Origin of the sequence: Rathayibacter sp. SD072, assembly GCF_017355185.1 — a bacterium.
Lineage (GTDB): Bacteria > Actinomycetota > Actinomycetes > Actinomycetales > Microbacteriaceae > Rathayibacter.
This window is the reverse complement of the sequence record NZ_JADILJ010000008.1, coordinates 49,019-62,834: the sequence shown is the minus strand read 5'-3', so window position 1 is coordinate 62,834 and position 13,816 is coordinate 49,019. Positions and strand designations below refer to the sequence as shown.

The window sequence follows — 13,816 nt, the reverse complement described above, 5'->3', positions numbered from 1 at the left end:
GACCCCGAGCGAGGTGGTCGGGGGCCCTCGATCCTGCCGCGTCCTGATGCGGATCGCTCTCGGGAGCCGCGGGATCCCGGGGATGCGCGCGCCGCCCCCGTCTTTCCACAGGAGTTTGCACAGCTGGGGATAATTACAGGCGTGTAGTTCGGACGAGCCGAGCCACGACGACCGTCGCGTCCCGCTCGTCGTCCCTCCGCACCTCAGCGGTGAAGCGCGCGTCGGCGAACGCCGCGGCGCTGACGGAGGCCTGCTCCCGGCCGACCTCGATCACGACCGCACCGCCCGGAGAGAGCCACGCGGGCGCCTCCCGGGCGATGCGTCGGTGCAGCACCAGGCCGTCGCTCCCACCGTCGAGCGAGACGGTCGGCTCGTGCAGACGCGCCTCCGGCGGCATCAGCGCGATCGCCTCCGTCGGCACGTAGGGGGCGTTGACGACGACGAGGTCGAGAAGGCCGCGCTCACCCGTGGGCAGGGCATCGAAGAGATCGCCCTCGACGACCGTCGCGAGTCCGGCGAGATTCGCTCGCGCACACGCCACGGCCTCGGGGGAGACGTCGGCTGCCAGCAGGCGCAGACCGCTCCGCTCGTCGAGGAGGGCGCGACCGATGGCGCCGGAGCCGCAGCACAGGTCGAGCACCGTGGTACCGCCTCCGACGGCGTCCCCGAGGACGGTCAGGGCCGCATCCACGACGAACGCGGTGCGCTGCCGGGGGACGAAGACGCCCGGAGCGATCCCGATCCGCAGACCGCGGAACTCGACCCACCCCAGGATCTGCTCGAGGGGCTCGCCCGTCTCGCGGCGCCGCAGGAGCGGCTCGAGCTCCTCCTCGGAGTGCGCCGCCTCCTCGAGGAGTGCGGCCTCCTCCTCGGCGAAGACGCAGCCGGCGGCCCGCAACCGCGCCACCGACGACGAACGCCCCGTCGGAGGTCCGGACGGGGCGTCGTTCACGCGAGGGGCGCGGTCAGCGCCAGCGGGTCGTCATCAGGAAGCCGATGAAGGCGATCCCGAAGCCGATGAGGATGTTGACGTTGCCGAGATCGGGGATGGGCAGGAGGCCCTGGCTCACGTAGAAGACGATGATCCAGGCGAGTCCGAGCAGCATGAAGCCGAACATCACCGGCTTGAACCAGACCGGGTTGGGGGAGTTCTCTCCGGTCCGGGCCTCGTCGCGCTCCGGCTTCGGGCTCTTCGTCGCTCGTGCCATGGGGAACACTGTACCGGGCCGAGCCCTCGGACCGGGAGCGGGGTGCCCTCGACGAGCCGCGGCACCGGTTCTCCACAGGGCGCGGAGGGCGTCTCCCCAGGCGGCCGAGGAGGCCGGAGCCCGCGGGAACTGCCCGATTAGACTCGAGCCATGTCCGCCCCGCAGCCCTCCGACGCCCCTCGGCGGCGTCGATCGACGCGCACCGCCGCCCGTCCGCGGCGCCGCCTCTCGTTCTTCGGAGTCGTGGGTGAGCTCCTGATGACCGCCGGGGTGCTGGTGCTCCTCTTCCTCGGCTGGCAGCTGTGGTGGAACGACGCCGTCATCGCCAATCAGCAGACCTCCGAGGCCGCGGAGCTGCGGCAGAGCTGGGGAGGACCGCAGTCGTCGGAGCTGCCCTCCGCGGAGCTCCCGCCCGCTGCCGAGGGTGCTCCGGTCGACTTCGGGGCGCCCGTCGTCTCTCCGGCGTCGGCGATCGACGCCTCGTTCGGCAATCTGTACATCCCGAGGTACGGCGAGGGATGGGTGCGCACGATCGCCGAGGGCGTCGACGCGGCGAACGTCCTCGACGAGGGCAGCATCGGCCACTACCCGACCACGCAGATGCCGGGCGAGGTGGGCAACTTCGCCCTCGCCGCGCACCGCAGCGCCTACGGCGGCGGGATGCACCTGATCGACGAGCTGCAGCTGGGCGATGCGATCTACATCGAGACCGCCGACGGCTGGTACACCTACCGCTTCCGCAACCTCGAGTACGTGCAGCCGTCGGACGTGCAGGTCATCGACCCGGTGCCGTGGACGACAGACGTCGCTCCCACCGACCGGCTGATCACGCTGACCAGCTGCAACCCGCTCTACTCGACGGCCGAGCGGATCATCGCCTACGGCGTGCTCGAGTCGTGGCAGCCCCGTTCCGCGGGTCCGCCCGCCGAGATCGCGGCCACGGTCGCCGAGGAGGGCTGACGTGTATGCGGCACTGTGGCGGGTCCTGCCCGGACCCTGGTGGGTCCGGCTCCTGATCGTCCTCGTCCTGGTGGCGGCGGTCCTCGTCGCCCTCGCCGAGTGGGTGTTCCCGTGGGTGCAGTCGCTGGTCCTGGACCGGGACGTCACCGTCCAGGAGTGAGCAGGCCGAGGAGCGCGCGGTGATCCGGATCCTCGTCGTCGACAACTACGACAGCTTCGTCTTCACCCTGGTCGCGTACCTGCGCGAGCTGGGGGCCGAGGTCGAGGTGGTCGAGGGCGCCGAACTCGCGGCGCCCGAGGCGATCCGCCGTGCCGAGGCGGTCGACGCCGTGCTCGTCTCTCCGGGGCCGGGACGACCCGAGGACGTGCCGACGTCGGTCGCCCTCGTGAGGCACGCGGTCGAGCACGCGCATCCGCTGCTGGGCGTGTGCCTCGGCCATCAGGTGATCGCGCACGCGCTCGGCGCGCGCGTCGGCGAGGCGCCCGAGCCGCTCCACGGGCGCACCTCGCCCGTCGAGCACAGGGGGGATGCGCTCTTCGCGGGCATCCCCTCCGTATTCGACGCCATGCGCTACCACTCGCTGGCCGTCGAGCGCACCTCGCTGCCCGCGGAGCTCGAGGTGACCGCGACGTCGTCCGAGGGCGTCGTGATGGCCCTCCGGCACCGTTCCGCGCCGGTGGTGGGCGTGCAGTTCCATCCGGAATCGGTCCTCACGCCCCACGGGCGCGCGCTCCTGGAGAACTGGCTGACGGAGGTGGGAGCACGGCGCTCGGCTCCTCCCGTGGCGGACCTCCCGGCGTAGAAGCCCTCGGCGCCCCGTCCGTTCGCGACGTGCGCGGCGAGGTCCCGGTCATCGAATTGCCCCCCACAGTGGGGACGCGTTCGCCCGCCACGACCCGAGCGGATTGCGCCTGAAATGCGCTATGGATGTCGGATAGAGGGGAGCGATCCGCGGATCTACAGGCGTCGTCCCGCACGATGCGAGGCTCCGTCGACCGGCCTGCTGGCGTGTTTTGACGGGCCTCCGGCGGAGGATGCGGTAGTCCTTCCCGGCATAATCGGAGGACATCCGGCAAGGGGATCGACTGCCGGAACGACACATCCGGGGGCGCAGATGGTGGAACAGATCTCCTGGGCGTACACGGGCATACGGGAACTCGAGAGCCTCGGACCGCGCATCGTCGTGAAGCCGGGAACGGTGCCTCGCATCACGGGCTCGGGCTTCGGCTCCCAGGACGTCAGCGTCGTCCTGATCACCTCCTCCCCGCTCCGGGTCCTGCGCGGAACCTGGGGGGCCGATGACTCCTCGGTGCTCACCTTCTCGTTCCTCCTCGAGGGCTTCGTGCGGATGGTCGGTCCGGAGCGCACCACTCTGCTGCGTCCGGGCTCGATCTCGTACCAGCCCGGCACGACCACCTTCACCACGGAGTCGACGACGCCCGTGAGCCTGCTGCAGGTCTCCCTCCGCGCGGACGAGATGCGCCGCTACGGCTTCGACACGAGCTCGGGCGTGCACGCGCTCGATCCCGATGCGCGGACCACGCGCGCGGCCGCCGCGTTCACGACGGCGTTCGCGCTCGCGGCGGAGTCGGGAACGGGCGTCCCCGGCGAGGCCGAGCTCGCGAACTTCGCCCACGTCGTGAAGCAGCTGCTGGTGAGCGCGTTCCTCGCCTCGCACGGCGCGCAGTCGGGTGCGACGAGCATCCGGGCCGCGACCCTGGGGCGGGCGAGGACCGTGATCGACCGCACGCACCGCACCCCGCGCTGCACCCCTGAGGCGGTGGCCGACGCGGTGAACGTCTCGACCCGCTCGCTGCAGCGCCTGTTCGAGGACGCCGGCACCACGGTCGCGAGCGAGATCGAGCGCGCCCGCGTGGCCAGTGCGGTCGAGCTGCTGCGGCGTCGTCCGCGCGAGGTGCCGCTCGAGACCATCGCGGCCTCCTCCGGGTTCTCCTCGGCCGATCATCTGCGCCGGGCTCTGAAGCGCCGCGAAGGGCTCACTCCGAGCGACATCCGGGGCAGGATCTCGCCTGCGGCGGAGTCGGCGGCGTCGAGCGACCTGCTCCGCCTCGAGCAGCCGCTGGTCGACGCCCGCCGCGCCTGAGACCGGGCGCAGTCGTCTGGGCACGCCTCCGACTCGGGTGATGCGGAATGTCTGCTCGTCGCGGCCCCTCCGAGGAGCGGCGGCCGGGGCCGGCCCCGTGCTCCTCGGTCGGCCCGACTCCGTCAGCCGGCGCAGTACCCGAGCTCGACGGTGGAGCCCTGCGGCACCTCGCCGGGGGCGAGCGACTGCGTGATGATCGGCGGGTTCGCCCGCACCGACTCGCACGACTCGTCGGGCGCCTCGACGCCGACGAGCTGCAGCTCCTCGGCCTCGAGGGCCGCCAGAGCCGCGCTGAGCGACTGGCCGACCAGATCGGGCAGGACGACCGTGCCGGAGGAGACGACGAGATCGACCGGCGTGCCGGGGACGACCTGCTCGCCCGCCGACGGAGTGGTGGAGAGCACCACGTCGGCGGCGATCGTCGGGGAGTTCTGGCGCGTCTGCGACCCCTCCGCGAGGCCCGCCCCGGTGAGAGCGGCGATCGCCTCGCCGAGGCTCGTGCCGGCGGTGCCCGGAACGGCGACGGGCTGGACGCCCTGCGAGACGTAGACGCGGATCACGGTGTCCGGAGCGACGATGGTGCCGGATCCGGGATCGGTGCGGACCACCTCGCCCTCCGGGACGGAGTCGCTGAACTCGGTGACCTGACTCGGGACGAGATCGAGCGCCGTCAGTGTCGACTGCGCGCTGTCGTAGCTCGTGCCCGTGAGGGTCGGCACCTCGCGCGACTGCGAGGGGAGCGTGGTCGTGGGCTGGAGGGTGAGCACCCAGATCACCAGGGCGGCCACGATCACCGCGAGCACGACGATCGACGACCAGATCCAGAGGACCGGCGGGCGGCGCTGCGTGCGCACGGCCGAGTTGTCCTCGGCGAGCTGACGCAGCGCGAGCTCGGAGTCGTTCATGCCGCCCTGGCTGCGCGCGGCGAAGAGCGAGGTGGTGAGCTCGTCGATCGGCCGGTGCTCGGCGAGGCGGCCGGCCGCGGCGTCGCGGAGGTCGTCGCGGAACTCGGCCGCCCCCTGGAACCGCTCGTAGCGGTCCTTCGACAGCGCCCGGGCCACGATCGAGTCGAGGGCGGGGCTGACGGCGGGGTTGATGGAGCTCGGCGCGGGAGGCGTCTCGCTGACGTGCTGGTAGGCGACGGCCACCGGGGTGTCGCCGCGGAACGGCGCCCGCCCGGTGAGGAGCTCGAAGAGCACGATGCCCGCGGAGTAGAGGTCGCTGCGCGCGTCGACCTGCTCGCCCTTCGCCTGCTCGGGCGAGAAGTAGGCGGCGGTGCCGAGGATCGCGGTCGTCTGGGCGACGGTCGCCGCCGAATCGGAGACGGCGCGGGCGATGCCGAAGTCCATCACCTTCACCTGGCCCGACGGGGTCAGCATGATGTTGCCGGGCTTGATGTCGCGGTGGACCACACCGGCGCGGTGGGAGTACTCGAGCGCGGTGAGGATGCCCTCGGTGATGCGGACGGCCTCGTCCACGTCGACCGGGCCCTCGGCGATGACGTCCTTGAGCAGGCGTCCCTCGATGTGCTCCATCACGATGAACGGGCGGCGCGACTCGGCGCCCTGCTCGTCGACGGTGACCTCCTCGCCGGCGTCGAAGACGCGGACGATGGTGGGGTGCGACATGCGCGAGGCGGACTGGGCCTCCTGTCGGAACCGCAGGCGGAACGCGGAGTCGGAGGACAGCGAGAGCTTGAGCTCCTTGATCGCCACGGTGCGTCCGAGCCGGGTGTCGGTGCCGAGGTAGACCTCGGACATGCCGCCGCGTCCGAGCCGGGGCCCGACCTGATACCGTCCCGCGATCAGGCGACCCTCTTCCGTCACGCGTGCGCTCCCGCCCTGAATCCCGTATGGCCCTGCCCCCGCAGGAGCCACGGCAAGTGTACCCGCGGGTCCGACGTGATCCCGCTGGACGCGTCGGGCACGACGACGGGCCCGGAGGATCGCTCCTCCGGGCCCGTCGCGGACTCGCTCCTGCGGCTTACTCCTCGGGCGGGCTGGAGGGCGACGAGGTGGCCGAGTTCGATCCGGTCGGGGTCGGCGTCGGAGTCGGAGCGGGGGCGTCGACGGTGACCGTCAGGGTCGGCGAGGCGGCCGACTCCGTCTCTCCGCAGATCACCGTGTAGGTGATGTCGATCGAGCCGGCGGCGGGCCCGGCCTGGATCGCCGCCGTGGTGGAGTTCGACGGGTTGGTGCTCGTGACGGAGGCGCCCTCGCCGGTCGCGGTCACGCGGTAGCCGGAGACCGAGGTGCCGCTCGGGCACTGGTTGTAGTTGCTCCAGGTGACGTTGAACGTCGCACCGGCGTCGACGCTCGACGCGGCCGGAGTCACGGTCGGCACCGCCGTCGGAGCATCCGGAGTCGCGACCTCGAGGAACACCGAGACCCGGATCGTGGTGCCCCGCGCGACGTTGGCCGTGGGGGTGAGGCTCGATACGGTTCCCACCTGCTCGCTGGTCTCGGCGTTCGGGCCGTCGACCCGTTCGACGCCCATGCCCAGCGCGCCGAGTTCCGCCTCGACGTCCTCGAAGGGACGGTTCGTGAAGTCGTCCTCGTTGATGGGGACGAGATTCGAGGTCTGCGTGGGGGTCGGCGTCGGAGTGGGTGTCGGTGTCGGGGAGGGGGCCTGGGTCTGCGTGACGGTGGGCGTCGGCTCGGCCTGGTCGCCGTCGCCTGTGGTCAGCGCGAAGATCGTGCCGCCGATGACGATGGCGAGGATCACGATGAGCGCGATCAGCGGCCAGGTCCACGGGCTGCGCTTGCGCGGCTCCTCGACCTCGTCCTGGAGGAGCTCGGGGGCGCCGACGAGCGAGCCGGCGGCGACGGCCGCCGTGTTGGAGGGCAGCACGGTGGTGGCCTGGGTGGCGCCCGCGGCCGAGGGCAGGACCGTGGTCGCCTGCGTGGTCGGCAGGTCGCCCGCGACGGCGGGGACCGCGAGGGCCGCACCGCGGACGTCTCCGGTGCGCAGCGCCTGCGCGGCCCGCGCCAGGTGCGCGGCGGTGGCCGGACGATCGGCGGGCTTCTTGGCGATGCACGAGTAGACGAGGTTGCGCACCGGCTCGGCCACCGTGACGGGCAGCTCCGGGGGAGTGTCGTTGATCTGCGCCATCGCGATGGCGACCTGCGACTCGCCCGTGAACGGACGGCGCCCGGCGAGGCACTCGTAGGCGACGATCCCCAGCGAGTAGATGTCGGTGGCGGGCGACGCGGGCTGGCCGCTCGCCTGCTCCGGCGACAGGTACTGGACCGTGCCCATGACCTGGCCGGTCGCGGTGAGGGGGACCTGGTCGGCGATGCGGGCGATGCCGAAGTCGGTGATCTTGACGCGGCCGTCGGGCGTGATGAGCAGGTTGCCCGGCTTCACGTCGCGGTGGACCAGGCCGGCGGCGTGGGCCGCGTGCAGCGCGAGCGCGGTCTGCGCGACGATGTCGAGGACCTTGTCGGTCGAGAGCACGCGCTCGCGCTCGAGCACGGTCGAGAGGGCCTCGCCGGGCACGAGCTCCATGACGAGGTACGCGGAGCCGTCCTCCTCGCCGTAGTCGTAGACGTTGGCGATGCCCTCGTGGTTGACGAGCGCGGCGTGGCGGGCCTCGGCGCGGAAGCGCTCGAGGAAGCCCGGATCGCCGAGGTACTCGTCCTTCAGGATCTTGATCGCGATGGTCCGGCCGATCACCAGGTCCGTCGCCTGCCACACCTCGCCCATGCCGCCGATGGCGATCCTGGACTGCAGTTCGTAGCGTCCCCCGAAGGTGAGGCCTGTGGTGGGTCTCATTTGTTCAGCACCGCCTCTAGTACCTGTTGTGCGATGGGTGCGGCGAGAAGATTGCCGTACCCGTTCTGTCCGAGTCCTCCGCCGTTCTCGACGAGGACGGTGATGGCGTACTGCGGATCGTCCGCAGGAGCGAATCCGGTGAACCAGAGGGTGTAGGGGTCGTCCCCGCCGTTCTCGGCTGTGCCGGTCTTGCCGGCCACGGTGACGCCACCTATTGTCGCATTGGTCGCGGCGCCGTCCTCGACGCTGGCGACCATCATCGCCTTCACGGCGTCCGCCGTCTCCTCGCTCACGGCGCGGCCCAGCGGGTTCTCCTCGAACTGCTCCAGCACGCTCAGATCCTGCGAGCGGATGACGTCGACGAGACTCGGCTCCATCACCTCGCCGCCGTTCGCGATCGCCGCCGAGACCATCGCGATCTGCAGCGGAGTGGCGCGCACCTCGTACTGGCCGAACGCGGTGAGCGCGGTCTGCGCGTCGTCCGTCGTCGCGGGGTAGGTGCTGGCCTCGACCGACATCGGGATCTCGAGCTCGGTGTCGAAGCCGAACTTCTCGGCCGTCTCGCGGATCGCGGAGGCGCCCAGCTGCACGCCCATCTCGGCCATCGGCACGTTGCAGGAGAGCTTCACCGCGGTGGCGAGCGTGACCGTGTCCCCGGGGCCGCAGAGGCCCCCTCCGGAGTTCGTGACCTGGGTGCTGGTGCCGGGCAGGGTGAACGCCTGCTGGTTCGGGAAGCTCGAGTCGGGCGTGAAGCGACCGGACTCGAGCGCCGCCGAGGCGACGACGAGCTTGAAGACGGAGCCGGGCGGGTTCAGCGAGCCGCCGATGGCGCGGTTGATCAACGGATCGCCCGGGTCGTCGTTCAGCGCCTGGTACGCGGCCAGCACGTCGTTCGTGTCGTGCGACGCGAGGGAGGTGGGGTCGAAGGTGGGCTTGGAGACCATCGCGAGGATGCGGCCGGTGGCCGGCTCCGTCACGACGACCGCGCCGGTGTAGTCGCCGAGCGCGTCGAAGGCCGCCTGCTGCGCGACCGGGTCGATCGAGAGCTCGACGGACGCGCCGGTGGGGTCCTGGCCCGAGACGAGATTGTCGATCTCGTCGAAGAACTGCGAGTTCGAGGTGCCGGAGAGGTAGTCGTTGAGCGAGCGCTCGATGCCGGTCGTCCCCTGGTTCAGGGTGAAGTAGCCCGTGACGCCCGAGTAGAGGGGCCCGTTCGCGTACTGGCGCTGGAACTTGTACAGGTCGTCGCTCGGCACGGAGGAGGCGATCGGCTGGCCGTCGACCAGGATCGCTCCGCGCTCGGTCGAGAAGCTCTCGTAGAGCGTGCGGGTGTTGCGCGAGTCCTCGGACAGCGCGTCCGCCTGGATCACCTGGATCGTGGTCGTGGAGAGGAAGAGGGCGACGAACATCGTCAGGACGACGATGCTCACGCGCTTGAGTTCACGGTTCATCGACGGATCACACCACCAGACGGGGCTGGCTGCGGACTGTGTCCGAGAGGCGGAGGAGGACCGCGACGATCATCCAGTTGGCGACGAGGGAGGAGCCTCCCGCGGCGAGGAACGGCGTCGTGAGGCCGGTCAGCGGGATCACCCGGGTGACGCCTCCGATCACGATGAAGCACTGCAGGGCGATGACGAACGAGAGGCCGACGCCCAGCAGGCGGCCGAAGTCGTCCTGCCCGGCGAAGCCGATGCGGAAGCCGCGCGAGACGAGCAGCAGGTAGAGGCCGAAGATCGCGAAGAGACCGGCGAGGCCGAGCTCCTCGCCGAGGCTCGCGATGATGTAGTCCGACTGGGGGACCGGCGTGATGTCGGGCATGCCCTGACCGAGTCCGGTGCCCAGCAGGCCGCCGTGCGCGAGTCCGAACAGGCCCTGCACGAGCTGGAAGCTGCCGCCCGGGTCGGCGCCGTAGCGGTCGGGGTTGAAGGGGTCGAGCCAGTTCGCGAAGCGGTTGCCGACGTAGCCCAGCGTCTGGCTCGCGAGGATCGCGCCGCCGAGGAAGAGGCCGACGCCGATGATCACCCAGCTGGTGCGGCCCGTGGCGACGTAGAGCATCACGAGGAACAGGCCGAAGTAGAGCAGCGCGGTACCGAGATCGCGCTGGAAGACGATGACCGACATCGAGACGGCCCAGACCACGAGGATCGGGCCGAGATCGCGCAGACGCGGGAACCGCATCCGGAGGAACGTCCTGCCGACCATCGAGAGGGAGTCGCGGTTGCGCACCAGGTAGCCCGCGAAGAAGACCGCGAGCGCGATCTTCGCGATCTCACCGGGCTGGAAGCTGAAGAAGTCGCCGATGCCGATCCAGACGCGCGCGCCGCTGACCTCGCGGCCGATGAACGGCAGCAGAGGCAGCAGGAGCAGCACGATCGCGGCGAAGCCGGCCACGTAGGTGTACCGGAAGAGGATGCGGTGGTTGCGGATGACGACGAGCACCACGACGGCCGCGACGATCGCGAGGCCGCTCCAGATGATCTGGCGCACCGCGACCGACTCCCAGCCGGTGGCGCCGTCGGCGATGTCGATCCGGTAGATCTCGGCGACGCCGAGGCCGTTGAGGACCGTCGCGATGGGGAGGAGGAACGGGTCCGCCTCCGGAGCCGCGAAGCGCAGCACCACGTGCACCACCAGCACGAGCGCCGAGAGGCCGGCGCCGAGCGAGACGAGCGTGGTGTCGACGGCGCCGAGGGCGCCGAGCTGGACCAGCAGGATCGCGGAGGCGTCGATCAGGCAGGCGCCGATCAGGAGCAGGAGCTCGAGGTTGCGCATCTTCTGCTTGTGGAGGCGGGGGCGTCGGCGCTCGACGGCCGCGGGGGCGGGGGGCGCGGTCACGGTGCTCCGTTCGCGTCGGTCAGGCGCTCGACGATGTCGACCGCTCCGGCGTAGGACTCGGCGCTGATGGTCTGCTCCAGCTGCTCCACGTCGTACTCGCGGAGGGAGTCGAGGGGGATGCCCGTGTCCTCCTTCACGCTGGAGAGCGAGAGCGGGCCCACGGACTGCTGGATGCCCTGGTAGATGATCACGGTGTCGCCGTCGGTGCCGACGTAGAAGCGCGACTGCGTCCAGTCGTAGGCGAGCAGGACGCCGAGGAAGCCGGCGATCAGGACGAGCGAGAGGCCGACGAGCCAGGTGATCCGGCGGCGCAGGTGGCGTCGGCGGTCCTCCTCGATCAGCTCGTCGAGGTAGTCCTCGGATTCCGGCTCGAAGTGGGTCGGACCCTGCGCGGCCGGGGCGCGCGTGTGCAGGCGCAGGCCGGGGATGCGGAGGCGGTTCTGCGAGTCGTCCGTGCTGATCGGCGTCGGTGCCGCGGCCGACCCGACGACGACCGGCTCCGGGGTCGGCGCGAGCGCCTGCGCGGTGTCGTTCTCGCCGGGGACGTCGAGGATCACGACGGTCACGTTGTCGGGAGCTCCGTGGGAGAGGCTGTCGCGGATCAGGCGGTCGGCGACCTGCTGGGCGGTCTCGCTGCGCGACAGCTCCTTGAGGATCTCGTCGTGCGGCACCACTCCCGAGAGGCCGTCGGAGCAGATCAGCCAGCGGTCGCCGGGCTCGGTCTCGAGCGTGAGCGTGTCGATCTCGGGGTTCGTGTGGACGTCGCCGAGCACCCGCATGAGGACGGAGCGGCGCGGGTGCGTCATCGCCTCCTCCTCGGTGATGCGACCGGAGTCGACGAGGCGCTGCACGAAGGTGTGGTCGGTGGTGACCTGCTCGAGCTTGCCGTCGCGCAGCACGTAGATGCGGGAGTCGCCGATGTGGGCGATCGCGACGGAGGCGCCGACGCGCACGATCGCGCTGACCGTGGTGCCCATGCCGGTGAGCTCGGGACGGTCGATCACGGCCTCGGCGAGGAGGGTGTTCGCGGCGAGGAGGGTGCGCTTGAGCTCGTCCTCGGCCTCGTAGGTCGACGCGTAGGTGCGGTCGGCCTGGGCGATGCGCTTGATCGCGATGGAGGAGGCGACGTCGCCTCCCGCGTGCCCGCCCATGCCGTCGGCGACGACGAAGAGCTGCCGGCCCGCGTAGCCGGAGTCCTGGTTGTTGGAGCGGATGCGGCCGACGTGCGACACGGCGGCGCTCTCGCGCGCCGCGCCGACGGCGCTGTCAGGAGTGGGGGTCACAGGTCGCCTACGACCGTCGCAGTTCGAAGGTGGTCGTGCCGACCTTGACGGGGGTGTTCAGCGGCACCTTGGTCGGCGCGCCCACGCGGCGGCCGTCGAGGAACGTGCCGTTGGTGGAGTCGAGATCCTGGATCATCCACTCGTCGTTCCAGATCAGGAGGCGCGCGTGGTGCGTGGAGGTGTAGTCGTCGCGGATCACGAGGGCCGACTCGGAGGAGCGGCCGATGGTGAGCGGCTCGCCGTTCAACTCGAGCTCGGTGCCGCGCTTGGGGCCCGAGGTGATGACGAGGCGCTGCGCCGTGTGGACCGTGGCGACGCCTCCGGAATCGGTGCGCTCGGCCGCGGCCTCGCGGGAGCGGCGGGCCGAGGGCGCCTGCTGCTGCACGGGCGCCGGCTGCTGCGGGGGAGCCGAGGCCGCCACGACCGGCTGGGCCGCGGTGACGAACGGAGCGTCGTCGGTGCCCGCCTGCGCGGCGGTCGGGAGCTTGCGCACCCGCTGCCCGAACAGGTCGGAGCGCAGCGCGTAGACGATGCCGAACACGAAGAACCACAGCAGCGCGAGGAACGCGATGCGCAGGAGGAAGAGGGTGAGCTCGCTCATAGCCGGTCGTCCCAGAATCCGTCGGAGGCGCGTCCGGAGCGACCGGACGGCGAGCGGTCGGCGCGCGCGGGTGCGGCGCCCTGAACGATGCGGAACACGATCGACGTGCGCCCGATCGTGATGGTCTGCTCGGGGGAGAGGACGGCCTGCGTCACGGGCTTGCCGTCGAGCTTGGAGCCGTTCGTCGATCCGAGGTCGTGCACCTGGGCGCGGGAGCCGTCCCAGAGGATCTCGACGTGCTTGCGGGAGGTGCCGGAGTCGTCGACGGTGATGTCGGCGTCCGCTCCCCGGCCGATGACGGTGCGGGACTTGGTGATCGGGTGGCGACGGCCGGCGATGTCGAGGACCGGCGTGTAGGCGACGGTGCCCTTGACGCTGCGGGAATCGACCTCGACCATGCCGTCGCTGAGCGAGGCGTCCTCGGCGAGGCGGACGTCGATGGGACCGGGGAAGCGGAAGCCCTGCTTCTTCGCGTGCTCGGTGGCGACGGTCGTGAGCTCGTCGATCAGCGTGGCCCCCATCCGCTCCATGCGGGCGAGATCTGCGGCGGACATGCGCAGGGTCAGGCTGTTCGGCACGAGGATGCGGTCGCGGGTGACGACGGCGGCCGTGGTGTCGAGCTCCCTGCGGAGAGCGGACGCGAGCTCGACCGGCTGCAGCCCCGATTTGAAGGTCCTCGCGAACGCGCCGTTGACGACGCGCTCGAGTCCCTTCTCGAAGTTGTCCAGTATGCCCACAGTCTTCCGATCTCCCGTTTCGTCGCCTTCTCGGCGGTCGCGCACGGATCGAGCTGTCTGCGCGCTCACGTGGCTTCCGATGTCGTCTGCGCCGCGCACGGCTACGGGCATGTTACTGGGATGCTCTGGATACGGGCGCCTCGGGGCGTTTTCGCGGGGTTGTCGGAGGGTGCGGGGGTCGCCCGGCCGAGGCGCGCGCCTCCGATCGACGCCTCGATCCGTCGCGAACGGATGACCGCTGCCGCTGATCCGTCGGGGACGGTCGTCGTCTGCGCCGGTGGGGAGCGTTCTCCGACGGATCAGGGGGCGC

At 71.1% G+C, this 13,816-nt stretch carries 13 protein-coding genes; 4 read left to right on the top strand and 9 right to left on the bottom strand.

Annotated elements, in window-relative coordinates; all coding sequences use genetic code 11:
- Window positions 1-133: 133 nt before the first annotated feature.
- Complete coding sequence (locus IOC53_RS05190) at window positions 134-907, bottom strand: putative protein N(5)-glutamine methyltransferase (RefSeq protein ID WP_307786072.1); 774 nt, start codon at window positions 905-907, stop codon at window positions 134-136.
- Window positions 908-965: 58 nt separating this feature from the next.
- Window positions 966-1,208 carry a cell division protein CrgA gene (locus IOC53_RS05185; protein WP_207403302.1) on the bottom strand — a complete coding sequence of 81 codons (243 nt, stop codon included), beginning with the start codon at window positions 1,206-1,208 and terminating at the stop codon, window positions 966-968.
- 150 nt (window positions 1,209-1,358) lie between these two features.
- Between IOC53_RS05185 and IOC53_RS05180 the strand changes: the two genes are divergently transcribed.
- The 4 genes from IOC53_RS05180 (at window position 1,359) to IOC53_RS05165 (ending at window position 4,273) form a co-directional block, all read left to right on the top strand.
- A complete protein-coding gene (locus IOC53_RS05180) occupies window positions 1,359-2,168 on the top strand; it encodes a class E sortase (RefSeq protein ID WP_207403301.1) in 810 nt (269 codons plus the stop codon).
- Window position 2,169: 1 nt separating this feature from the next.
- The gene (locus IOC53_RS05175; protein ID WP_207403300.1) at window positions 2,170-2,328 is read left to right on the top strand and encodes a hypothetical protein; all 159 of its coding nucleotides are present in this window, start codon (window positions 2,170-2,172) and stop codon (window positions 2,326-2,328) included.
- A 19-nt stretch (window positions 2,329-2,347) separates the two neighbouring features.
- Window positions 2,348-2,971 (top strand): aminodeoxychorismate/anthranilate synthase component II, encoded by a 624-nt coding sequence (locus IOC53_RS05170; RefSeq protein WP_207403299.1) that lies wholly within the window; start codon window positions 2,348-2,350, stop codon window positions 2,969-2,971.
- A 312-nt stretch (window positions 2,972-3,283) separates the two neighbouring features.
- Window positions 3,284-4,273 (top strand): helix-turn-helix domain-containing protein, encoded by a 990-nt coding sequence (locus IOC53_RS05165; RefSeq protein ID WP_207403298.1) that lies wholly within the window; start codon window positions 3,284-3,286, stop codon window positions 4,271-4,273.
- A gap of 122 nt (window positions 4,274-4,395) precedes the next feature.
- On the opposite strand, the gene pknB is transcribed toward IOC53_RS05165, so the two are convergent.
- From pknB to IOC53_RS05130, 7 genes are all read right to left on the bottom strand, one after another.
- Window positions 4,396-6,099 carry a Stk1 family PASTA domain-containing Ser/Thr kinase gene (pknB, locus tag IOC53_RS05160; protein ID WP_207403297.1) on the bottom strand — a complete coding sequence of 568 codons (1,704 nt, stop codon included), beginning with the start codon at window positions 6,097-6,099 and terminating at the stop codon, window positions 4,396-4,398.
- Window positions 6,100-6,256: 157 nt separating this feature from the next.
- Window positions 6,257-8,047 carry a protein kinase gene (locus tag IOC53_RS05155; protein ID WP_207403296.1) on the bottom strand — a complete coding sequence of 597 codons (1,791 nt, stop codon included), beginning with the start codon at window positions 8,045-8,047 and terminating at the stop codon, window positions 6,257-6,259.
- Complete coding sequence (locus tag IOC53_RS05150; RefSeq protein ID WP_207403295.1) at window positions 8,044-9,498, bottom strand: penicillin-binding protein 2; 1,455 nt, start codon at window positions 9,496-9,498, stop codon at window positions 8,044-8,046. Before IOC53_RS05150 ends, IOC53_RS05155 begins: the two co-directional genes overlap by 4 nt.
- Before the next feature lie 7 nt (window positions 9,499-9,505).
- Window positions 9,506-10,822: an FtsW/RodA/SpoVE family cell cycle protein gene (locus IOC53_RS05145; protein ID WP_207403346.1), complete on the bottom strand. Its 1,317-nt coding sequence runs from the start codon at window positions 10,820-10,822 to the stop codon at window positions 9,506-9,508.
- A gap of 59 nt (window positions 10,823-10,881) precedes the next feature.
- Window positions 10,882-12,168, bottom strand: a complete 1,287-nt coding sequence (locus IOC53_RS05140) for a Stp1/IreP family PP2C-type Ser/Thr phosphatase (RefSeq protein WP_207403294.1) — start codon at window positions 12,166-12,168, stop codon at window positions 10,882-10,884.
- A 7-nt stretch (window positions 12,169-12,175) separates the two neighbouring features.
- Window positions 12,176-12,769 carry an FHA domain-containing protein gene (locus tag IOC53_RS05135; RefSeq protein WP_207403293.1) on the bottom strand — a complete coding sequence of 198 codons (594 nt, stop codon included), beginning with the start codon at window positions 12,767-12,769 and terminating at the stop codon, window positions 12,176-12,178.
- On the bottom strand, window positions 12,766-13,506 hold the full coding sequence (locus tag IOC53_RS05130; RefSeq protein ID WP_207403292.1) for a DUF3662 and FHA domain-containing protein: 741 nt from the start codon (window positions 13,504-13,506) through the stop codon (window positions 12,766-12,768). Before IOC53_RS05130 ends, IOC53_RS05135 begins: the two co-directional genes overlap by 4 nt.
- Window positions 13,507-13,816: the final 310 nt, after the last annotated feature.

Bases quoted from the DNA above. Each gene is read 5' to 3' on its own strand.
- IOC53_RS05135 (WP_207403293.1), bottom strand. From the start codon at position 12,769: ATGAGCGAGCTCACCCTCTTCCTCCTGCGCATCGCGTTCCTCGCGCTG.
- IOC53_RS05155 (WP_207403296.1), bottom strand. From the start codon at position 8,047: ATGAGACCCACCACAGGCCTCACCTTCGGGGGACGCTACGAACTGCAG.
- IOC53_RS05165 (WP_207403298.1), top strand. From the start codon at position 3,284: ATGGTGGAACAGATCTCCTGGGCGTACACGGGCATACGGGAACTCGAG.
- IOC53_RS05150 (WP_207403295.1), bottom strand. From the start codon at position 9,498: ATGAACCGTGAACTCAAGCGCGTGAGCATCGTCGTCCTGACGATGTTC.
- IOC53_RS05180 (WP_207403301.1), top strand. From the start codon at position 1,359: ATGTCCGCCCCGCAGCCCTCCGACGCCCCTCGGCGGCGTCGATCGACG.
- IOC53_RS05185 (WP_207403302.1), bottom strand. From the start codon at position 1,208: ATGGCACGAGCGACGAAGAGCCCGAAGCCGGAGCGCGACGAGGCCCGG.
- IOC53_RS05145 (WP_207403346.1), bottom strand. From the start codon at position 10,822: ATGCGCAACCTCGAGCTCCTGCTCCTGATCGGCGCCTGCCTGATCGAC.